At 52.5% G+C, this 22,204-nt stretch carries 18 protein-coding genes; 1 reads left to right on the forward strand and 17 read right to left on the reverse strand.

Annotated elements, in window-relative coordinates; genetic code table 11:
* Nucleotides 1-109: 109 nt before the first annotated feature.
* From alaS to pncC, 4 genes are all read right to left on the reverse strand, one after another.
* On the reverse strand, nucleotides 110-2,734 hold the full coding sequence (alaS, locus tag IFO68_RS09645; protein WP_192015709.1) for an alanine--tRNA ligase: 2,625 nt from the start codon (nucleotides 2,732-2,734) through the stop codon (nucleotides 110-112).
* A 187-nt stretch (nucleotides 2,735-2,921) separates the two neighbouring features.
* Nucleotides 2,922-3,383: a recombination regulator RecX gene (recX, locus tag IFO68_RS09650; protein WP_192015710.1), complete on the reverse strand. Its 462-nt coding sequence runs from the start codon at nucleotides 3,381-3,383 to the stop codon at nucleotides 2,922-2,924.
* Nucleotides 3,384-3,569: 186 nt separating this feature from the next.
* Nucleotides 3,570-4,634, reverse strand: a complete 1,065-nt coding sequence (gene recA / locus IFO68_RS09655; protein WP_192015711.1) for a recombinase RecA — start codon at nucleotides 4,632-4,634, stop codon at nucleotides 3,570-3,572.
* Between the two features lie 128 nt (nucleotides 4,635-4,762).
* Complete coding sequence (gene pncC / locus IFO68_RS09660; RefSeq protein ID WP_192015712.1) at nucleotides 4,763-5,251, reverse strand: nicotinamide-nucleotide amidase; 489 nt, start codon at nucleotides 5,249-5,251, stop codon at nucleotides 4,763-4,765.
* 162 nt (nucleotides 5,252-5,413) lie between these two features.
* On the opposite strand from pncC, the gene mutS reads away from it, so the two are divergent.
* Nucleotides 5,414-7,984, forward strand: a complete 2,571-nt coding sequence (gene mutS / locus IFO68_RS09665; protein WP_192015713.1) for a DNA mismatch repair protein MutS — start codon at nucleotides 5,414-5,416, stop codon at nucleotides 7,982-7,984.
* A 144-nt stretch (nucleotides 7,985-8,128) separates the two neighbouring features.
* Here mutS and rpoS read toward each other — a convergent pair whose 3' ends face one another.
* The 13 genes from rpoS to rlmD form a co-directional block, all read right to left on the reverse strand.
* A complete protein-coding gene (gene rpoS / locus IFO68_RS09670; RefSeq protein WP_192015714.1) occupies nucleotides 8,129-9,136 on the reverse strand; it encodes an RNA polymerase sigma factor RpoS in 1,008 nt (335 codons plus the stop codon).
* Nucleotides 9,137-9,190: 54 nt separating this feature from the next.
* Nucleotides 9,191-10,108: a peptidoglycan DD-metalloendopeptidase family protein gene (locus IFO68_RS09675; RefSeq protein ID WP_419555440.1), complete on the reverse strand. Its 918-nt coding sequence runs from the start codon at nucleotides 10,106-10,108 to the stop codon at nucleotides 9,191-9,193.
* Between the two features lie 147 nt (nucleotides 10,109-10,255).
* Complete coding sequence (locus tag IFO68_RS09680; protein ID WP_192015716.1) at nucleotides 10,256-10,885, reverse strand: protein-L-isoaspartate(D-aspartate) O-methyltransferase; 630 nt, start codon at nucleotides 10,883-10,885, stop codon at nucleotides 10,256-10,258.
* 2 nt (nucleotides 10,886-10,887) lie between these two features.
* Nucleotides 10,888-11,637 (reverse strand): 5'/3'-nucleotidase SurE, encoded by a 750-nt coding sequence (gene surE, locus IFO68_RS09685; protein ID WP_192015717.1) that lies wholly within the window; start codon nucleotides 11,635-11,637, stop codon nucleotides 10,888-10,890.
* Nucleotides 11,618-12,682 (reverse strand): tRNA pseudouridine(13) synthase TruD, encoded by a 1,065-nt coding sequence (gene truD / locus IFO68_RS09690; RefSeq protein ID WP_192015718.1) that lies wholly within the window; start codon nucleotides 12,680-12,682, stop codon nucleotides 11,618-11,620. Before truD ends, surE begins: the two co-directional genes overlap by 20 nt.
* Nucleotides 12,683-12,712: 30 nt before the next feature.
* On the reverse strand, nucleotides 12,713-13,186 hold the full coding sequence (ispF, locus tag IFO68_RS09695) for a 2-C-methyl-D-erythritol 2,4-cyclodiphosphate synthase (RefSeq protein ID WP_192015719.1): 474 nt from the start codon (nucleotides 13,184-13,186) through the stop codon (nucleotides 12,713-12,715).
* Entirely contained in the window at nucleotides 13,186-13,881 is a 696-nt protein-coding gene (gene ispD / locus IFO68_RS09700; protein WP_192015720.1) for a 2-C-methyl-D-erythritol 4-phosphate cytidylyltransferase, read from the reverse strand. The genes ispF and ispD overlap by 1 nt, the downstream gene beginning before the upstream one ends.
* A 37-nt stretch (nucleotides 13,882-13,918) precedes the next feature.
* Nucleotides 13,919-14,200 (reverse strand): cell division protein FtsB, encoded by a 282-nt coding sequence (ftsB, locus tag IFO68_RS09705; protein ID WP_192015721.1) that lies wholly within the window; start codon nucleotides 14,198-14,200, stop codon nucleotides 13,919-13,921.
* 187 nt (nucleotides 14,201-14,387) lie between these two features.
* Nucleotides 14,388-15,689, reverse strand: coding sequence for a phosphopyruvate hydratase (eno, locus tag IFO68_RS09710; protein ID WP_192015722.1), 1,302 nt, complete (start codon nucleotides 15,687-15,689; stop codon nucleotides 14,388-14,390).
* A gap of 83 nt (nucleotides 15,690-15,772) precedes the next feature.
* Nucleotides 15,773-17,413, reverse strand: coding sequence for a CTP synthase (locus IFO68_RS09715; RefSeq protein ID WP_192015723.1), 1,641 nt, complete (start codon nucleotides 17,411-17,413; stop codon nucleotides 15,773-15,775).
* Between the two features lie 169 nt (nucleotides 17,414-17,582).
* Entirely contained in the window at nucleotides 17,583-18,395 is an 813-nt protein-coding gene (gene mazG / locus IFO68_RS09720) for a nucleoside triphosphate pyrophosphohydrolase (protein WP_192015724.1), read from the reverse strand.
* Between the two features lie 78 nt (nucleotides 18,396-18,473).
* Nucleotides 18,474-20,699, reverse strand: coding sequence for a GTP diphosphokinase (gene relA / locus IFO68_RS09725; protein WP_192015725.1), 2,226 nt, complete (start codon nucleotides 20,697-20,699; stop codon nucleotides 18,474-18,476).
* A gap of 74 nt (nucleotides 20,700-20,773) precedes the next feature.
* Nucleotides 20,774-22,111 carry a 23S rRNA (uracil(1939)-C(5))-methyltransferase RlmD gene (gene rlmD, locus IFO68_RS09730; protein WP_192015900.1) on the reverse strand — a complete coding sequence of 446 codons (1,338 nt, stop codon included), beginning with the start codon at nucleotides 22,109-22,111 and terminating at the stop codon, nucleotides 20,774-20,776.
* Between the last annotated feature and the right edge of the window lie 93 nt (nucleotides 22,112-22,204).

Raw genomic sequence — 22,204 nt, forward strand, 5'->3', positions numbered from 1 at the left:
TTCAACGACTCAATTGTCTGTAATTATAGCACTTTTTGAATGATTGATGTCGACTGTACCACAGTCAACACCAACACTTAAGTCGCCGTTCTGCAATCAAGGCGCTTCGTTACAGACGCTCGGTCAGCCAAGGCGACACACTTTCCAGCGCGGCGGGTAACGCCCCAGCATCTGTACCGCCTGCCTGAGCCATATCAGGACGACCACCGCCTTTGCCGCCAACCTGCTGAGCCACCATATTCACCAGATCGCCAGCTTTCACTTTCGCGATCACATCTTTGGTGACTCCAGCGATCAGGCCAACCTTGCCGTCACTGACATTACCTAAGACAACAACGCCGCTTCCCAGCTTGTTTTTCAGCTCGTCTACCATACCACGCAGTGCTTTGTTATCTGCACCGTCCAGCTTAGCAATCAAGACCTTAGTACCATTAATTTCTTGCACCTGATTAATCAGATCAGCACTTTCCTGGGCAGCCAGCTTGTCTTTCAGTTGCTGGATTTCTTTCTCCAGTTGCTTACTGTGGGTAACCAAAGCATTCACTTTGATGGCAACAGACGCTGAATCCGATTTCACCAGACTGGCCGTTTCGGCCAACAGACTGTCTTGCTCATGCAGCACCTCGATGGCGCCTTCACCTGTCACAGCTTCGATACGACGGACACCCGCGGCAATTCCCCCTTCCGACACTATCTTGAACAGGCCAATATCACCGGTCTGGCGGGCATGAATACCACCGCACAGCTCAGTCGAGAAGTCACCCATGCTCAGTACGCGCACTTGGTCATCATACTTCTCTCCAAACAGCGCCATCGCCCCTTTGGATTTTGCGGATTCAATGTCCATGACATTGGTTTCAATCACATGGTTCAGGCGGATTTGTTCGTTAACAATGCGTTCAATCTTGCGCAATTGCTCAGGTTTGACTGATTCCAGGTGCGAGAAGTCAAAACGCAGGCTATCAGGTTTCACCAGTGAGCCTTTTTGAGCCACGTGCTCACCCAGCTCCTGACGCAGTGCCGCATGCAGCAGGTGCGTGGCAGAGTGGTTCAGACTGATAGCCGCACGGCGCTTAGCATCAACCAGGGCATTCACACGATCACCCACAGACAAAGATCCTTCGCTCAGGGTGCCCTGATGGCCAATAGCGTCGCCAAACTTCTGCGTGTCTTCAACGGTGAAAACCACACCCTTGGCGGAAAGCAGTCCTGTGTCGCCACACTGACCACCAGATTCAGCATAAAACGGTGTGTGATCCAGAATGATCAGCGCTTTGTCGCCGGCAGCCACAGTGTCCACCGCTTCACCGTCACGGAAAAGCGCCACAATCTGACCTTCACCCTGAGTGCCGTCGTAGCCGCAAAACTCAGTTTCCGCATCCACTTTCACGCTGTCGTTATAATCAACGCCGAACTGACCGGCTTCACGGGCACGCTGACGCTGAGCTTCCATGGCATTGTTGAAGCCTTCTTCATCAATGCTGAAACCACGCTCACGAGCGACATCGTTGGTCAGATCAGCAGGGAAACCATAGGTATCGTACAGTTTAAAGACAGTTTCACCGTCCAGCACTTTGCCATCCAATGCGTCAATCGCTTCATTCAGGATCGACATACCGCGATCCAGCGTACGACCAAAGTTTTCTTCTTCGATCTTCAACACTTTCTCAACCATAGCCTGTTGCTGTTTCAGCGTCTCACCCGCGCTGCCCATGACCTCAGCCAGAGGACCGACAAGCTTGTGGAAGAAAGCACCGGTTGCACCCAGTTTGTTGCCGTGGCGTACCGCGCGACGAATGATACGGCGCAGAACATAACCGCGGCCTTCGTTAGACGGCATCACACCATCCACAATCAGGAAAGCACAGGAACGAATATGGTCAGCAACAACCCGCAGAGACTGGTTAGTCAGATCGTCATAGCCAATCACAGAAGCCGCTTCTTTGATCAGCGCCTGAAAGATATCTATTTCATAGTTTGAGTGAACGCTTTGCATGATGGCCGCCAAACGCTCGATCCCCATCCCCGTGTCCACAGAAGGCTTAGGCAGCGAATCCATCTGGCCGTCAGCCTGGCGGTTAAACTGCATGAAAACGATATTCCAGATCTCAATAAAGCGATCGCCGTCTTCTTCCGGCGAACCCGGAGGACCACCCCAGATATGATCACCGTGATCGTAGAAAATTTCAGTGCAAGGTCCGCACGGGCCGGTGTCGCCCATCTGCCAGAAGTTATCAGACTCGTATGCCTTACCGCCGGTTTTGTCGCCAATGCGGATAATACGATCTTCCGGTAAGCCAATAACCTTGTGCCAGATATTAAAGGCCTCATCATCGGTCTGATACACAGTGACCAGCAAACGCTCTTTCGGCAGTTTCAGCACACCGGTCAGAAATTCCCAGCCATACTGAATTGCTTCTTCTTTGAAATAATCACCAAAGCTGAAATTACCCAGCATTTCAAAGAAGGTATGGTGACGGGCAGTAAAGCCGACATTCTCCAGGTCATTGTGTTTACCACCAGCACGTACACAGCGCTGCGCCGTGGTCGCTCGGGAGTAATTACGCTTTTCCAGACCCAGGAAAGTATCTTTAAACTGGTTCATACCTGCATTTGTAAACAGCAGGGTCGGGTCGTTGGCGGGAACCAGCGACGAACTTTCGACTATCTGGTGGCCTTTGCTTTCAAAAAACGTAAGAAACGCACGGCGAATCTCATCAGTGCTCATGTACATTTGACAATCCTGAATAATGCTGTGTTAATCCCCCTGCCTGCAACTGCGCCCCAGTTGCCTGCTGCCAAACAACAAAGTTCAGCTAACATGCAGGTTTAATCAATCTAAGATAAAAGGTTTACTGGCTATTGTAAAACAACGCGGGTTTGACGGGAAATGTTCTGTTAACACAATGGCAGAATCAGCCTCAGTATTCATCTTCAACCGCTAAGGCATACCGAATCTGGTCGAAATTAAAACCTCTTGATTGCATAAAACGTAACCGGCGTGCTTTTTCTTTCGGTGTGTCCATTTGAGTGTCACCAAACTTGCGCTGTGCCACCGCTCTGGCCTGTTCGAACCAATCCACTTCGGCATCTTCCAGTGCTTGCTTGATACACAAGTCATGCACCCCTTTCATTTTCATTTCCTGTTTGATACGCAACATGCCCCAGCCTTTTGATACCCCGTTACGCACTGCCATGGCCGCGTAACGGGCATCATCCAGCCAGTTGTAATCCTGGCAATAGGCAACAGCATCACTGACCTCCTGCTCGCTGTAGCCGCGCTGCTTGAGCTTCTGTTGCAACTCACGCTGGGCATGGTCACGCCGTGACAGATACCCCACAGCTGCTTCTTTGGCCGAGATTTTGGGCGCTTGCCTTCTCACCTTTACACCTCCCCGATTTACATTACCAAGCAAGATAGATTGCTGATTGATACCGATCTCTCTGAATACTTCGGTAGCTCAACCGTCAATACAAAACGGGCACTGGCATGGGTGGTTTCACCTCTGCACAGCGCCCGTTAAAGAATAACTGCTTCGGCTATCCAGCCGTGACATCATTCGTCGTGATTAAAAAGCTTCATCCTGAGCATCGACTTTATCTGTCTCTGCACTGGCCAGCTCAGCATCGGCTTCTGAAACAGTGGCAGGGTTCAGCAGCAACTCACGCAGCTTCTTATCAAGCTCTTCAGCAATTTCTGGATGCTCACCAAGGTACTTACAAACATTCGCCTTACCCTGACCAATCTTGTCGCCTTTATAGCTATACCAGGCGCCTGCTTTGTCTACTAGTTTATTCTTCACACCAAGGTCAACCAGCTCGCCTAAACGGTTGAAGCCCTGACCATAAAGTATTTGGGTTTCCGCTTGCTTAAACGGTGCTGCAATCTTGTTCTTGACCACTTTAATGCGGGTTTCGTTACCCACCACTTCATCGCCTTCTTTGATAGCGCCGGTACGGCGGATATCCAGACGAACAGAAGCATAAAATTTCAGTGCGTTACCGCCGGTGGTTGTTTCCGGGTTACCGAACATCACACCGATCTTCATACGGATCTGGTTGATGAAGATACACATACAGTTAGACTGTTTCAGGTTACCCGTCAGCTTACGCATGGCCTGAGACAGCATACGTGCCTGCAAGCCCATGTGCGAATCACCCATTTCGCCTTCAATTTCGGCTTTTGGTGTCAGGGCAGCAACTGAGTCGACCACTATCATGTCTACTGCACCGGAACGGGCCAGTGCATCACAGATTTCCAGCGCCTGCTCGCCGGTATCCGGCTGTGACACCAACAGCTGATCAATATCCACACCCAGCTTCTTGGCATAAATAGGATCCAGCGCGTGCTCAGCATCAATAAATGCACAGGTTTTACCCTTGCGCTGTGCGGCGGCAATAGTTTCCAGTGTCAGAGTCGTTTTACCTGATGACTCCGGACCATAAATTTCTACGATACGACCCATTGGCAGACCGCCGGCACCCAGTGCAATATCCAGAGACAGTGAACCGGTTGAGATGGTCTCAATGTCCATCGTACGGTTATCACCCAGCTTCATAATGGAGCCTTTACCGAACTGCTTTTCGATCTGACCCAGGGCAGCGGCAAGAGCCTTCTGTTTGTTGTCGTCCATTCGACTCTCCAACGGATGCTAATTCAATATTCAAATTACTGGTTAGTATACTGTCTATTCATACAGTGTCTAGCACTGTATGGCATTTTTTTCCTGACCAGCTACCGGGCCGGGCAAGAGTGTGATCTTCACTGCAGAGTATTCAGGCGCTCCAGTAAGCCTTGCAATGCGCGCTCGACCGCCTGCGCACGTACCGCCTGCCGGTCTCCGCTAAAATGACAGGTTTCGGCAACAAGCCAGCCTGTGGTATCCGCCCAGGCAAAACAGACAGTGCCGACCGGTTTATCCGGCGTGCCGCCATCAGGCCCGGCAATACCGCTGATAGCCACGCTGATAGAGGCCAGAGAATGTGCCAGCGCACCTTTCGCCATCTCCTGCACCACAGGCTCACTCACCGCGCCGTACTGAGTCAGAGTTTCAGGTTTAACGCCCAGCATCTCCTGCTTAGCTTCATTACTATAGGTAATAAATGCTCGGTCGAACCAGGCAGAACTGCCCGCAATATCCGTGATAGCAGCAGAGACACCGCCACCGGTACAGGATTCTGCTGTAGTGGCGAGCCATTGTTGGATTTTCAGTGCCTGACCAAGCTGCGCTGACATAGATGTCGTCACCATCGGCTTTCCTCCGTACACAGTCAATGCCGACACCTTACTAGGATGGTATGGGCGCTTCAAGCATTAGTCGCGACATGAAATTGCGCTTCCCCCCTTTGCCACTATTACGCTTTCACGTATCCTAGACAGCCTGATTTTTCTCGGTTTGATGCGGGCAACAGCGTGACAATAAAAGGTTTAGAAACACACACCCCCATGATGCAGCAATATTTGAGGCTTAAAGCTGAAAACCCTGATGTGCTGATGTTTTACCGCATGGGGGATTTCTATGAACTCTTCTTTGATGATGCCAAGCAAGCTTCTCAACTGCTGGATATTTCGCTCACCAAGCGAGGTTCAAGCAACGGTCAGCCCATTCCTATGGCTGGCGTGCCTTATCATGCTGTTGAAGGTTATCTCGCCAAGCTGGTTCAGTTAGGTGTTTCCGTCGCGATATGCGAGCAGATTGGCGATCCTGCCACCAGCAAGGGACCGGTTGAACGCCAGGTTGTGCGTATTGTCACACCCGGTACCGTCAGCGATGAAGCGCTGCTTCAGGAGAGACGCGATAACCTGATTGCGGCGATTTTCTGTCAGAATGGCCGCTTCGGCTATGCAACATTGGATATCACCTCCGGCCGTTTCATGCTGATTGAGCCCGATACCGAAGAAGCCATGCAAGCCGAGTTGCAGCGTACCAGTCCGGTCGAGCTGCTGTATCCGGAAGATTTTCCTTTACCTGGCCTTTTCAGCCATATGAAAGGGGCACGCCGACGCCCGGTGTGGGAGTTTGATCTGGACACTGCTCGCCAGCAGCTGACGCTGCAATTCGGCACCCGGGATCTGGTGGGGTTTGGCGTTGAAAACGATGAGTTCGGCCTGTGTGCGGCCGGCTGCCTGCTGCAATATGTGAAAGATACTCAACGCACCGCGCTACCTCACATTCGTGCCATCACCCGGGATACCCAGGAGCAATCGGTGATTCTGGACGCCGCTACCCGCCGTAATCTGGAACTGACCCAGAACCTGGCCGGCGGGACAGAGAATACGCTGGCTTCCGTGCTGGATCATACTGCCACTCCCATGGGCAGCCGTCTGCTCAAACGCTGGCTGCATCAGCCCGTCAGAAACCGTCAGCAGCTGAATCTGCGCCTGGATGCCATCGGCAACCTGAAAGACAGCGGCATGTTCGCCGAGCTGGCCGGCGTGCTGCGTCACATGGGCGATCTGGAAAGGATTCTGGCCCGACTGGCATTGCGCTCGGCCCGGCCACGGGATCTTGCCCGCATGCGTACGGCACTGCAGCACCTGCCCGCACTGGCTGAGCTGCTGGCCGAGTTAAACAGCGAATCACTGCGCCAGCTGGCTGAACAAAGCCAGCCAATGGACGAGATTTGCAGCCTGCTGGAACACGCTATCATTGAAAACCCGCCTGTCATTATCCGTGACGGGGGCGTGCTGGCACCTGGCTACAATGCCGAACTGGACGAATGGCGTGATCTGGCCGATGGTGCCACCAAATTTCTGGCTGAACTGGAAGAGCGCGAGCGTGAGCGCCATGACATCGACAGCCTGAAAGTCGGTTTTAATCAGGTGCATGGCTTTTATATTCAGATCAGTCGCGGTCAGAGCCACAAAGTACCGAGCCATTATGTTCGCCGTCAGACGCTGAAAAATGCAGAACGATACATTATCCCTGAGCTGAAAGAGCACGAAGATAAAGTGCTTAACTCCAAGTCCAAAGCGCTGGCACTGGAAAAACAACTCTGGGAAGCTCTTTTTGACAGCCTGTTGCCGCATCTGGCTCAGTTGCAGCAGACTGCAGCCGCGCTGTCGGAACTGGATGTACTGGCCAATCTGGCTGAGCGTGCAGATACCCTGAATTACTGCCGCCCGGCACTGAGCGATAAACCCGGCCTGGATATCAATGCTGGCCGACATCCGGTGGTCGAGCAGGTGCTGGATGCACCTTTCATTGCTAACCCGATCTCGTTACACCAAGATCGCCGCATGCTGATCATCACAGGTCCGAACATGGGCGGTAAATCCACCTATATGCGTCAGACTGCGCTGATCGCTCTGATGGCACATGTTGGTTCTTACGTACCGGCAGATTCCGCCACTATTGGGCCTTTGGATCGCATTTTCACCCGGATCGGTGCCTCTGACGATCTGGCCTCAGGCCGATCCACCTTCATGGTGGAAATGACGGAAACCGCCAATATTCTTCATAACGCCACGGAAAACAGCCTGGTACTGATGGATGAAATCGGCCGTGGCACCAGCACCTATGACGGACTTTCTCTCGCTTGGGCCAGTGCCGAATGGCTGGCTGAAAAAATCGCAGCCATGACGCTGTTTGCCACCCACTATTTCGAACTGACAGAATTACCGTCACTGATACCCGGGCTGGCCAATGTTCATCTGGATGCCATTGAGCACGGTGATGAAATTGCCTTTATGCACGCCGTGCAGGAAGGAGCTGCCAGCAAGTCTTTCGGTCTGGCGGTTGCCAGCCTGGCGGGTGTCCCTAAATCAGTGATTAAGCGAGCCAAGCAGAAGCTGCAGCAACTGGAGACCACGGGCCACCAGCACGCCATGGACCAGCCACAGGCGCAGCGCGCAGACAACCAGCAACTCTCGCTGATCCCTGAGCCCAGCGAAGTAGAAGAAGCGCTGGCGCGCCTGAATCCGGATGAGCTGACACCACGGCAAGCCCTGGATGAGCTGTACCGTTTAAAAGCGTTGCTGTAACGGGTTACAGGTAACGGATCAGGCACGATCAAGAAAGGACGCCGAAGCGTCCTTTCTTTTACCTTTTTATCTTGTTTCTTATTTCTTGTTTGTTCTTGTTGCTTCTTTCGTTGTGTCAGCATGCACTTAAGAAGTGCACTTGCCTCAAATTTCCTGGTTGAACAGGGATTCAATATTCAGGCCCTGATGTGTCAGCATGTCACGCAGGCGGCGCAGGCCTTCGACCTGGATCTGACGTACACGCTCTCGGGTCAGGCCAATCTCACGGCCGACATCTTCAAGGGTGGAGGCTTCATAGCCCAGCAGACCAAAACGTCGGGCCAGCACTTCACGCTGTTTGGGGTTCAGTTCCTGCAGCCAAGTGACAATAGAGGTTTTCATATCGTCATCTTGCGTGGAGGTTTCCGGGCCGCCACAACGTTCATCCGGGATGATATCCAGCAGGGCTTTTTCGGTATCACCGCCAATTGGGTTATCGACCGAGCCGACACGCTCATTCAGACGCAGCATGCGGTTCACATCATCCACCGACTTATCCAGCTGCAGGGCAATATCTTCCGCTGTGGGTTCATGATCCAGCTTCTGAGCCAGCTCACGAGCCGTACGCAGATAGACATTCAGCTCTTTCACCACATGAATCGGTAAGCGGATGGTCCGGGTCTGGTTCATGATAGCCCGTTCAATGGTCTGACGGATCCACCAGGTTGCATAGGTAGAGAAACGGAAACCGCGCTCAGGGTCGAATTTTTCCACTGCGCGGATCAGGCCCAGGTTGCCCTCTTCAACAAGATCCAGCAGGGCAAGACCACGGTTACTGTAACGACGGGAGATCTTCACCACTAAACGCAGGTTACTTTCGATCATGCGCTTACGGGCGACTTCATCACCCCGCAGCGCGCGGCGGGCATAGAGAACTTCTTCTTCGGCGGTTAAAAGTGGGGAAAAGCCGATTTCACCGAGATAAAGCTGAGTGGCATCCAGTGCTTTCTGAGTGACACTGTAGGACGAGATATCCAAATCTTCGTCGGCGTCATCAACCTCTGAGTCTGCTTTTGCTGAAACATCGGCTTCCTGTTCTTCAACATCGAGCTCCATCTCATCTTCAAACTCTTCATAGTTTTCGATATCAGTAGCTGCATTACTTCTGCTCATAGCGCCTCCCAGATAGCGTTTTGCAAATCCGGTTCACCACGCCCGAGCAGTCTGTCAGTTTGGCAGGTACTTGAGCGGATTCACTGACTTGCCTTTATAACGGATCTCAAAGTGCAGTCGGACATTGTTCGTTCCCGAGCTGCCCATCAAAGCAATTTTTTGCCCTGCGGTTACCGTATCTTGCTCTCTGACGAGTACTCTGTCGTTATGTGCATATGCACTTAAGTAGTCGTCATTGTGCTTTATAATGACAAGGTTGCCATAGCCCCGTAATGCATTGCCGGCATACACCACTTTCCCTGCAGCTGTTGCGTTGACGTCCTGGCCTCTCTGGCCTGCAATATCAATGCCTTTGTTACCATTATCGCTGCTGGAAAAGCGGGAAACGACTCTTCCCTTCGCCGGCCATATCCAGGTATCAACCTTGTCAGCGACAGGTGCAGGCGACTTGCCTGCCTTGTCACTTGTGCCAACCTTACTTGTAACAACTTTGTTACTTTTTGAGTCTTGAGAGTACTCTTTTGTGGGAGCGCGATCAACATCTTTATTGACGCTTTTTTGCACGGTTTTTGCAGGTCTTGTAGCCGGATTAGCTTTAGTCTGAGGCGGTGTTTTAGCCGGTTTACTCGGGGGTGTTGATTTTACTGGTGGTTTAGCAACCGCCACAGCAGTTGTAGCTGCCGCCGTACCTGAAGCGGCGGCAGCTGTCGCAACTGGACCGACCACAACTACAGGTTGGTAAGGCACAGCTTCCCGCTTGGGTGACACTGGCGGTTTTTTATTGATAGATGGCGCAGGCTTAGCTGCCACTTTCTGGCCAAACTGAGGGGCTACGTATTTGGACTTCCACAGAAACAATTTCTGGCCGGGATATATCGTATAAGGGGGCGTCAGCTGATTAAGTGCAATCAAGTCGTTGACATCACGACCTGAAAGGTAAGAGATAAAATAAAGGGTGTCACCTTTTTGCACTTCATAGTAACTGCCCCGGTAGCTACCAGGCCGGGTGTTATCATAGTTCGCGCCATCAGGCGGATAAGTGGCACAGGCCGACAGCAACAAACAGGCTGCCAGTACCATCGGGAGTTTGTGCTTTTTTCCGCTAAAACCTTTCATGCGCTACGCCAGCTCCCCTGCCACCAGAGGCACAAATCGGACCGGCGCAATTTCATCTGTCACATAGTGACCATCCAGTAAGCGGATGCGTTTCAGCATCTGGTGCTGCTCACCGACAGGGATCACCAGGCGCCCCCCTTCAGACAGCTGCTCGAGCAACGCCGGCGGGACGACCTCCGCGGCAGCGGTCACTATGATGGCATCGAATGGCCCTTTACTTGACCATCCCTGCCAGCCATCACCATGCTTGGTCGAGATATTATGTAAGTCCAGCTGTTTGAAACGGCGCTTGGCCTGCCACTGCAAAGCCTTAATGCGTTCAACCGAGTAAACATGCTCCACCATACGAGACAGAATCGCGGTCTGATAGCCAGAGCCGGTACCAATCTCCAGCACTCGGGTGCCGGGTTGCAAGGCAAGCAACTCTGTCATTCTGGCCACAATATAAGGCTGTGAAATGGTCTGCCCACGCCCGATGGGCAGGGCATTATTCTCGTAAGCCTTGTGCGACAAGGCTTCATCAATAAAATGCTCACGGGGAACCGTATCCATTACCCGCAATACCCTACGGTCTGCTATCCCCTGCTGAGACAAATATTCCATCAGGCTATGGCGTTGTTCCGCATAGCGCATTATCAGTTGCTCTCCACTTGTTTCATCCACTGTGCCAAGTCGTCCAGCGCATCGTGTGCTGTCAGATCAACCTGAAGCGGTGTAATTGATACTTGCTTGTGTTCTATCGCATAAAAGTCTGTACCTGGCCCGGCATCCTGGCAACTCCCGGGGGGACCAAGCCAGTATATCGTTTTGCCGCGGGGATCAACGTCCCTGACCATTTTTTCCGCACGGTGACGGGCACCCAGGCGTGTCACCTGCCATTCGCCCAGTTCAGACAAAGGCACATCCGGCACATTGATATTGAGAATTTTATTTCTCGGCAGAGGCTGGGCCATCAAACGCCCCACCACTTCTTTGACAACCTGAGCGGCCGTAGCAAAATGTTCACGACCGACTAAAGACACAGCAATGGCCGGTACGCCGAGAAAATGCCCTTCCGTCGCGGCAGCCACTGTGCCTGAATACAACACATCATCACCCAGGTTGGCGCCGTGATTAATCCCGGCCACCACAATATCCGGTTTATCGGTCAGCCACTCGTTCAGCGCGAAGTGTACACAGTCTGTTGGTGTCCCTTCCACCGACATACGCCTGATACCTTCTTCACGAACACGCAAAGGAGTTTCCAGTGTCAGTGAATTAGAGGCGCCGCTGCGATTACGATCCGGCGCCACCACATACACCTCACCCAGCTCTTTGAGGGTATCGGCCAGTGTATTGATTCCTTCAGCAAAGATGCCGTCATCATTACTGATCAAAATTCGCATATCTGCCATCCTTCTGCTCAGGCTCATCAATCAGTTCTCTTAATACTGCCGTGGCGAAACATCCCGCAGGCAAGGAGAACTGCACTTCCAGCTGATCAGCATGCAGTTGCCAGTGCATGTCCGCCGGACGCAGCATCAGGGGACGACGTTCGTGTCGCATCCTGTTATCGCGGATCAGTTTCAGCAGCAATGGCTCCTGCTCAATCACCGCCATTTCAAAAGCCGCCACCTCACCCTGGCTGGGCAGCGCATTGTCGCCGGTCACAGGCGCAGTAATCAGCCATTCACCCGCCGCCACCTGTGCCTGCCATTCAGGCGTGATTTGCTCAACCAGCTGCCAGTCTTCTCTGCCCTGCTGCTGAACACAGTCGCCCGCTAACAAGGTACCTGCCTTGCCGTCGGCAATACGCTGGGACAACACCAGATTAAACAACCAGGAGCGGGCAGCTGACAGGTAGAAGCTGCGCTTACTCTTGTCGCGGACACGAAATTCATCGTTCCCCCAGGCTCTGGCTTTGACCACGTTATTACCGTCATGGCCAAAACGTTGCGCACCAAAGTAATTCGGCACGCCCTGCTGTTGAATCTTCTTCAGCCGCGCGTCGAGATCCTGAGGGTTATCCAGCTCGCTCAGACGCAACTCAAAATGGTTGCCGGCCAGATCGCCGGGACGCAGTTTTTTGTCGTGACGATCGGTCGCCAGCACTTCGACGCCTGGATGCTCGGCGACAAATGACGTCAAATCCGGGTCTGGTTTACCCGGCAGATGCACACTCAGCCACTGCTCGGTCACCGCGTGCCTGTCTTTCAGGCCAGCCCAGCTGACATCGCGGGATTTCACTCCGCACGCTTTCGCCAGCTCGTTGACAACATATTTGGTGTTCTCGCCGGTTTTACGGATCTTCACCATGAAATGCTCACCACTGCCGGTGAAGTCAAAACCCAGTTGCTCTTTGACGATAAAATCTTCCGGGCGAACTTTGCTTCGTCCCTGGCAGACAGGCTTACCATTCAGCCAGTTCAGGCTGTCCATATCAATTGTCATATTCTTTCCGTTATACAGGAAGGGGCGGCGTCAGAGCGAGCGCAGCAAAACGACCGCTTCGCAGGCTATGCCTTCTTTGCGGCCCGTAAAACCCAAACGTTCAGTCGTTGTGGCCTTTACATTAATATTATCGACCGTGGTGTCGAGATCGTCGGCAATGGTTTGGCACATTTGTTCAATATAAGGCGCCATTTTCGGTGCCTGCGCAATAATTGTGACATCCAGATTGCCCAGGCGGTAGCCTTTCGCTTTAACCTTGGCGTACACATCACGCAGCAGCACGCGGCTGTCTGCCCCCGCCCACTCCGCATCGGTATCAGGGAAATGACGGCCGATATCGCCGGCACCTATCGCGCCCAGCAGCGCATCACACACAGCATGCAGAGCGACATCACCATCGGAGTGAGCAATCAGACCCTGTTCATAAGGCACTGCTACCCCGCCGATGATCACCGGGCCATCACCGCCAAACTTGTGTACGTCAAAACCGTGTCCAATTCGCATTATGCCTGCTCCTTTTGTCGTTGCTGCAGGTAAAATTCAGCCAGTGCCAGATCTTCAGGCTGAGTGACTTTCAGGTTATCAGCCCGACCGGGCACCAGCCGCGGCGAAAAGCCGCAATATTCCAGCGCCGATGCTTCGTCTGTGAGCACAGCCCCTTCCGCCAGCGATTTGACCATGGCATCTCTGAGCTGTCTGACCCGAAACATCTGGGGGGTCAATGCATGCCAGAGGTCGGTGCGATCCACTGTTGCCGCAATAGTTTGCCGGCCGTTACCACGTTTCATGGTATCGCGCACCGGTGCGGCCAGAATGGCGCCAAAGGCATGCTGCTGTGCCTGTTCAATCAGACGGGACAAATCATCCTGATGCAGGCAGGGACGGGCAGCATCGTGCACCAGTACCCAATCATTATCCGCCAGTGTGGCCAGGCCGGAAAACACTGAATCGGCACGTTCACTACCGCCTGATACCACGACGACATCCGGACGACGGGCCAGAGACAAATGATTAAAATAAGGATCGCCGTCACTGATCGCAATCACTACCCGGCTAATAGCGGGGTGTTGTAACAAGCTGTCCACCGTATGTTCCAGTATCGTTTTGCCTGCGATAACCAGATACTGCTTCGGCCTGTCGGCCTGCATACGGCTGCCGACACCTGCAGCAGGCACTACCGCCGTTAAGGTTTGAGTCATGATGGGTTTACTGCCAAGTTAACGCTGAGTGGCCATCCTAGAGGGAATGGTCACCGACTATGCGGAAAAAAGTTTCTCCGGGCTTGATCATACCCAGCTCATGCCGGGCACGCTCTTCTACCGCTTCCAGGCCCTGATGCAAATCATTGATTTCTGCATACATCTGCTGGTTACGCTGAACCAGTTCGGCATTCGCTTTTTGCTGTAGCGCCACATTGTTTTTAAGCGCCATATAATCAGACATGCCATTCTTGCCGGACCAGAATTCGTACTGCAGCCAGGATAATACCAGCAGTAACACTGCACTGAATACACGCATGCAAGCCTCATTCTTGGGTGATTAACACAAGTCGACAGGCTATCTAATCAGCCTCTAAGCCGGTAATAATCCCATAAAGCGCCGTATGTGACCAGTTCCGGACCCGCCATTCGGACAGAAAAAAGCCGCTCTGTTGAGCGGCTTATCATCCGGGGTCACTCAAAGTGACAAAAGTGAAGCTTCAGACTTATGCCTGACCTTTCACTTCTTTCAGACCGTTATACGGTGCTTTCTCGCCCAGCGCTTCCTCGATACGGATCAGCTGGTTGTACTTAGCAACACGATCAGAACGGCTCATAGAACCTGTCTTGATTTGACCTGCGGCTGTACCAACTGCCAGATCAGCAATCGTTGCATCTTCAGTTTCACCGGAACGGTGAGAGATAACGGCGGTGTAACCGGCATCTTTAGCCATCTTGATAGCAGCCAGCGTTTCAGTCAGAGAACCGATCTGGTTGAACTTGATCAGGATAGAGTTAGCGATACCTTTGTCGATACCTTCTTTCAGGATCTTGGTGTTAGTCACGAACAGGTCGTCACCCACCAGTTGCAGTTTATCGCCCAGCAGTTCTGTCTGGTGCTTGAAGCCATCCCAGTCAGACTCGTCCAGACCGTCTTCGATAGACACGATTGGGTACTGGTTCGCCAGATCCTGCAGGTAGAAGTTAAACTCTTCAGACGTGAAGATTTTGCCTTCGCCTTTCATGTTGTAGTTGCCTGCTTCTTTGTCGTAAAACTCAGAAGCCGCACAGTCCATCGCCAGCGTGACGTCTTTACCCAGTACATAGCCAGCCGCTTCAACAGCTTCTTTGATAGCAGCCAGTGCCGCAGCGTTAGATTCCAGGTTTGGTGCGAAACCACCTTCATCACCAACAGCTGTGCTCAGACCTTTGGCTTTCAGTACTTTTGCCAGGTTATGGAACACTTCAGCACCGATACGCAGACCTTCTTTCAGTGTTTTAGCACCTACTGGCTGGATCATGAATTCCTGGATGTCTACGTTGTTGTCAGCGTGCTCACCACCGTTGATGATGTTCATCATTGGCAGAGGCATAGAGAACTTGCCCGGAGTGCCGTTCAGTTCAGCAATGTGCTCGTACAGAGGCATGCCTTTTGCAGCCGCGGCTGCTTTTGCGTTCGCCAGAGAGACAGCCAGGATAGCGTTAGCACCAAACTTAGATTTGTTTTCAGTACCGTCCAGGTCGATCATGATTTGGTCGATGTCCGCTTGGCTTTTCGCGTCTTTACCAACCAGCGCCTGAGCAATAGGACCGTTAACCGCTTCAACGGCTTTCAGTACACCTTTGCCAAGGAAACGAGATTTGTCGCCGTCACGCAGCTCCAGAGCTTCGCGGGAACCCGTTGATGCACCAGATGGTGCCGCAGCCATACCAACAAAACCACCTTCCAGGTGGACTTCAGCTTCCACTGTCGGGTTACCGCGTGAGTCGATGATTTCACGACCCAAAACTTTAACGATCTTAGACATAGTGTTTCCTCTTGCTTTATTTTGATTTAAAAAAGCGAAAAAAAAGCTGCCGCACTCCATGTGCAACAGCTGTTTGTAACTGATTACTCTTCGAACTCACCACGCTGGTGCTGACCAGCCGCTTTGACGAACCCTTCAAACAAAGGATGGCCATCGCGAGGTGTTGAGGTGAACTCAGGGTGGAACTGAGCCGCCACAAACCAAGGGTGATTCGGCACTTCGATAATCTCTACCAACTTCTTGTCAGCAGACAGGCCGGAGATTTTCAGGCCCGCTTCTTTCAGCTGAGGCAGCAGGTTGTTGTTCACTTCGTAACGGTGACGGTGGCGCTCGTGAATTGTTGCACTGCCGTACATTTCACGGGCTTTGCTGCTCTCTTCCAGATGGCACAGCTGAGAGCCCAGGCGCATAGTGCCGCCCAGATCCGACTCTTCTGTGCGCTCTTCAACGTTACCTTCGCTGTCGACCCATTCAGTGATCAGGCCCACCACAGGATACGGTGATTTGGCATCAAATTCCGTTGAGTGTGCACCGCTCAGACCTGCCACGTTCCGCGCAAATTCGATCAGTGCGACTTGCATGCCCAGACAGATGCCCAGATATGGAATTTTGTTTTCACGCGCATATTGCGCTGTCATGATCTTGCCTTCAACACCACGACCACCGAAACCGCCCGGTACCAGAATCGCATCCAGACCTGCCAGCATTTCTACGCCTTTGGATTCAACATCCTGTGAATCTACGTACTTGATGGTCACAGACAAGCGGTTTTTCAGGCCAGCGTGCTTCAGTGCTTCGTTGACTGACTTATATGCATCCGGCAGTTCGGTGTATTTACCCACCATACCGATAGTGACTTCACCGGTAGGATTGGCATCTTCATAGATAACGCGCTCCCACTCGCTCAGATCGGCTTCCGGGGCGGTAATACCAAAGCGCTGACAAACCAGTTCATCCAGACCCTGCGACTTGATCAGCTGAGGGATCTTGTAGATGGAGTCAACGTCTTTCATTGAGATAACAGCTTTTTCCGGCACGTTACAGAACAAGGCAATCTTGGCTCGCTCATTGGCCGGAATCATACGGTCAGAACGGCAGATCAGCACATCCGGCTGAATACCGATAGACAGCAGTTCTTTGACTGAGTGCTGAGTAGGCTTGGTTTTCACTTCGCCGGCCGCGGCCAGGTAAGGCACCAGAGTCAGGTGCATAAACATTGCACGCTCACGGCCCAGCTGCACGCCCAGTTGGCGAATTGCTTCCATAAATGGCAGGGACTCGATATCACCGACCGTACCGCCCACTTCGACGATAGCAACGTCGTGGCCTTCTGCACCGGCAATCACACGCTCTTTGATAGCGTTAGTAATATGAGGGATGACCTGAATGGTCGCACCCAGATAGTCACCGCGACGCTCTTTACGCAGCACGTCTTCATAGACACGGCCAGCGGTAAAGTTGTTGCGCTTGGTCATCTTGGTACGGATAAAACGCTCATAGTGACCAAGGTCAAGGTCGGTCTCTGCACCGTCTTCCGTAACGAATACTTCACCGTGTTGAATCGGGCTCATGGTGCCTGGATCAACGTTAATGTAAGGGTCTAACTTCATCATGGTCACTTTCAGACCACGGGCCTCTAAGATGGCCGCCAGTGAGGCTGCAGCAATACCTTTACCTAGGGAGGATACAACACCGCCCGTCACAAAAATGTAATTCGTTGTCATGTTTAACCTGGAAGATTGGTGTAGAGGATAAAAAGTATCTGGACGGGAAATTAGTATACCAGACACATTTTATTGCCACAACGTGAAAACTATCACAGTAAACCCAGACGCTTTTTGTTCCAAATCAAGCCCGGTATCCTTGATGGAAAGTCTGCTTACGGGTTAGTGCTCACTTTGATGCTGAATCAGACTTTTCCTTGCGCTTAACGTTTTCCCACTCGGCATCCAGCTCATCCAGTGAACATGCGTCAATCGACTTGCCCTGTTCCAGCACACAACGTTCCACTTCGCGAAACCGGCGCTCGAACTTACGGTTCGCTTTGTGCAAGGCCATTTCCGGTTTCACTTTCAGGTGCCGGCTCAGGTTAACAACAGCAAACAGCAGATCCCCGATCTCCTCTTCGATGCGTTCCTGACTGGGTACCGCCTGATGGGCTTCTTCCATCACTTCATCGATTTCTTCCTGCACTTTGTCAACGACCGGCCCCAGCGTTGGCCAGTCGAAACCCAGCTGGGCGCAGCGTTTCTGGATTTTATCGGCCCGGTTCAGAGCAGGCATTGCCTTAGGGATATTAGCCAGAATACTGTCATCCTGCCCTTTTTCTGCACGCTCTTTGGCCTTTTCCGCTTCCCAGTTCGCATGTATTGCTGCTTCATCGGCGAAATCTTTATCTGCAAAAACATGAGGATGGCGACGAATCAGTTTGTGGTTGATCGCGCCGACCACATCATCAAAATCAAACAAGCTTTTTTCTTTCGCCAACTGGCTATAGAAGATTACCTGAAATAACAAATCGCCCAATTCTTCCTTCACATCATCCCAGCTCTCTTTAGCAATGGCATCTGCCACTTCATAGGCTTCCTCCAGCGTGTGGGGCACGATAGAGGCAAAATCCTGTTTGAGATCCCAGGGGCAACCCCGCTGCGGGTCGCGCAGCTGCGTCATGATGGAAAGTAAGGTGCTGATGGGCTTATCGCTCATGATGGTTATCCTGTGCTCTGTGTCAGGTTGTTATTGGGCACAAAACGGGCCGGAGCCCGTTTTGTCGATAGGATGAGATCAGTGCAGTCGTCTGGCTTCAAAGACATCTTTCACCTGCTCCAGGCGGAGAATCAGTCTGCCCAGACTGTCGAGATCAGTCAGTTCAATATCGAAATCCATAATCGCCATCTGCTTTTTGAAATCGATCCGGCTTTTCACGCCGGCCACTTTCACCTTTTCATTGTGCATGGTGTTGGTCAGATCTTTAATCAGGCCGTTACGTTCAGAAGCGGTTACCCTGACGGTCAGCGTGTAGCGCCCGGCAAAGCTTCCGCCCCAGACAGTATGAATGATCCGCTGCGGCGCCACATGACGCAGTTCTTCCAGCTGTTCACAGTCGCTGCGGTGAACCGAAATCCCCCGCCCCTGTGTCACAAAGCCGACTATGTCATCACCGGGAATGGGCTGGCAGCAACGCGCCAGGTGGGTCATCAGGTTATCCACCCCTTCCACCACCACAGCATCACGCTGCGGTTTTTTCTGGCTGGCTTTGCTGCCCGCCTCGGTTAAACGCTCCAACAACTGCTGATCTTCTTCTTCAGCCGTGGGCTTGTTCACCAGCGCATTGATGTGGTTAATCACCTGATTGATACGCAGATCACCGCTACCGATACCGGCGAACAGCTCATCGGTCGAGTTCACGTTAAAGCGCTTCAGGGCATAGGACTCAGCATCTTTCATGGTGGCGCCGATTTTATGCAGCTCCTGCTCCAGAATTTCCCGGCCAGCCGTGATGTTTTTATCTCTGTCTTGCTTACGGAACCAGGCATGCACCTTGGCTCGTGCCCGGCTTGAATTGACAAAGCCCAGGTTCGGATTCAGCCAGTCACGCGACGGATTCGGCTCTTTCTGGGTGATGATTTCAACCTGATCGCCCATTTGCAGGTGATAGGTGAAAGGCACAATTCGCCCTTCCACTTTGGCCCCGATACAGCGGTGACCAACTTCAGAGTGAATGTGATAGGCAAAATCGAGCGGAGTAGCATTCAAGGGCAGATCGACCACATCCCCTTTCGGGGTGAAGGCATAGACTCTGTCATCGAAGACCTGACTGCGCAGCTCTTCGAGCATTTCGCCAGAGTCGGACATTTCTTCCTGCCAGGCCAGCAGCTTACGCAGCCAGTTGATTTTCTCATCATAGGCAGAGTGAGCGCCGGCAGAGGTGCCGGATTCTTTGTATTTCCAGTGCGCGGCCACCCCCAGCTCGGATTCTTCGTGCATCTGCTTGGTGCGGATCTGGATCTCAATAGCTTTGCCTTCCGGGCCGATCACCACAGTGTGGATCGACTGATAACCGTTGGGTTTGGGGTTGGCCACATAATCATCGAACTCTTTGGGCAGATGGCGGTATTTGGTATGCACCACCCCCAGTGCCGCATAGCAGTCCTGAAGCTGATCCGCGATAATACGCACCGCTCGCACATCAAACAGCTCATCAAAAGCGAGATTCTTTTTCTGCATTTTGCGCCAGATGCTGTAGATATGCTTAGGCCGCCCATGCACCTCCGCCTTGATATTCGACGCTTTCATCGACTCATCCAGATCCTTAACGAAATGGTCGATGTAGTGCTCCCGGTCGATACGGCGCTCAGACAGCTGTCTGGCGATCTGCTTATAGGTATCCGGGTGTTTGTAGCGAAACGCGTAATCTTCGATTTCCCACTTAAGCTGACCGATACCCAAACGGTTTGCCAGCGGGGCATAGATATTGGAACACTCCCGCGCCGCGGCACGACGAACATTATCCGGCTCGTCCTTTACCTCGCGCAGATTACAGATGCGCTCGGCCAGTTTGATCACCACGCAGCGGAAGTCATCCACCATAGAAAGCAGCATGCGGCGAATATTATCGACCTGTGCCGATTGTGCCGCGCCTTCTTTGATGGCATTCAACTGGCTGATTGCCGCCATCTGCTTAACGCCCTTGACCATTTGCAGAATGGTCTGGCCGTATTCCTCTTTGATGTCATCACTCTTGTAGAAGCCACCTTCAACAAGCGGGAACAGCAGGGCCGCCACCAGGGTGTCGGTATCCATACTGAGCATCACCAGGATTTCAACCATTTCCCGGCCACGCCACAGTAACTGACCGGCCGCTTCCTTGTTGTCCAGATGCGCTTCACAGCGCTGATAGGTTTGGAGCAGACGGTCCGAGGTTTTAGCATCCTGCAGCAGACTCTCTACCCAGGGTACCAACTCAAATTTTGCGTTTTCCTTCAAATGCGCACCGCGAACTGCGACCATGATTCTGTCCTGTATAGCGTTATTACGGATGGCTTTCTGTTACTCCCTGCGGCCTTTGCCGGCTCAGCCTGGCATCAGGTTCGGATAAACAGTGCCATAGATTCTAAGTGCCCCGTATGGGGAAACATATCCAGCATTCCCAGCCGTTGCAACTGATAGCCCTGTTGCAACAATACCTGACTGTCCCGCGCCAGTGTGGACGGATTGCAGGAGACATATAAAATCCGGCTGGGTGATAGCGCTGCCACTTCTTTCATTACCCCTGCAGCACCCGCGCGTGCCGGATCCAGCAATACTTTGTCGAAACCTTTGCTGGCCCAGCTGAACGACTCAATACCCTGTTCAAGATTGCCCTGATAAAAAGCCGTATTCGCCAGCTTATTCAGCGCCGCATTGGTACTGGCTCGGCGCACCATCTCATCCACCCCTTCGACACCGACGACTTGCTGTGCTTTCTGAGCCAGCGGTAAACTGAAGTTACCCAGGCCGCAGAAAAGATCCAGCACTCTGTCATGCGGCTGAATATCCAGCCAGTCCAGCGCCTGTTCTATCATTCGGGTATTCACCGTCCGGTTCACCTGAATGAAATCTTTAGGCGAGAACTGCAGTGTCAAACCATTCACGGCATAGCAGGGCGTATCACCGGCCAGCTGGATCACTTCATCAGGTTCCGGCGCCAGGAAAAGCATAACATGATGACTGTCAGCAAATTGCTGAATGCTCGTCATATCCTGGTCAGAAAAAGGCTTGAGATGCCGGATAAGGACTACAGGGCCATTATCGGCTTCGACCAGTTCGACGTGCCCCAGGTTCCGGCGGCCCTGCAATTGCGCCAGTAATTCACGCAAAGGCGGCAGCAGAGCATTCAGCGAAGCCGCCAGTACCGGGCAATGCTCAATATCAACAATCTCTTTGCTCTGCTCTTGGCGAAAACCGAAACACAGCCCTTTGCCGGATTCAAACCTAAGGCTGAAACGCGCGCTCCGCCTGTACTGCCACTCTTCACCTGTAACAGGTTCGTCCTGCACTAATGCCGTTGCAGTCTCATTGTCACCACCCAAGGCAAACTTCGCCATCAACTCCCCCAGAGACTGGCGCTTGGCCGATACCTGGGCAGAATGAGAGAGATGTTGCAAGTTACACCCACCACACTGGTCATAGACAGGACACTGAGGTGTAATGCGCTCAGGGCTGTCAGTCAGTCGTTTGATGACTTTAGCCCGGGCATAGTGTTTTTTATTGTCAGTGAGCTGCACCAGCGCACGTTCGCCAGGCAGCAATCCCGGAATAAAAACCGGTTTGCGATCGAGATGGGCGATACCTGATCCCAGATGGTCCAGACGTGAAACCGTCACTTCTTTGTGTTTGGTGTCGCTGACAATTCGTTTAGTCGGCTTAAAAAAGCGTGCCATAATGTTGTAACTCACGGTGTTCTGTCGCCTTTTCAAGGCAACGCCGGATCGACTTCAATTGTCGCTACGGTAAAGATTCATTAAGCTAAGGGC

Origin of the sequence: Photobacterium arenosum (assembly GCF_014841115.1) — a bacterium.
GTDB lineage: Bacteria > Pseudomonadota > Gammaproteobacteria > Enterobacterales > Vibrionaceae > Photobacterium > Photobacterium arenosum.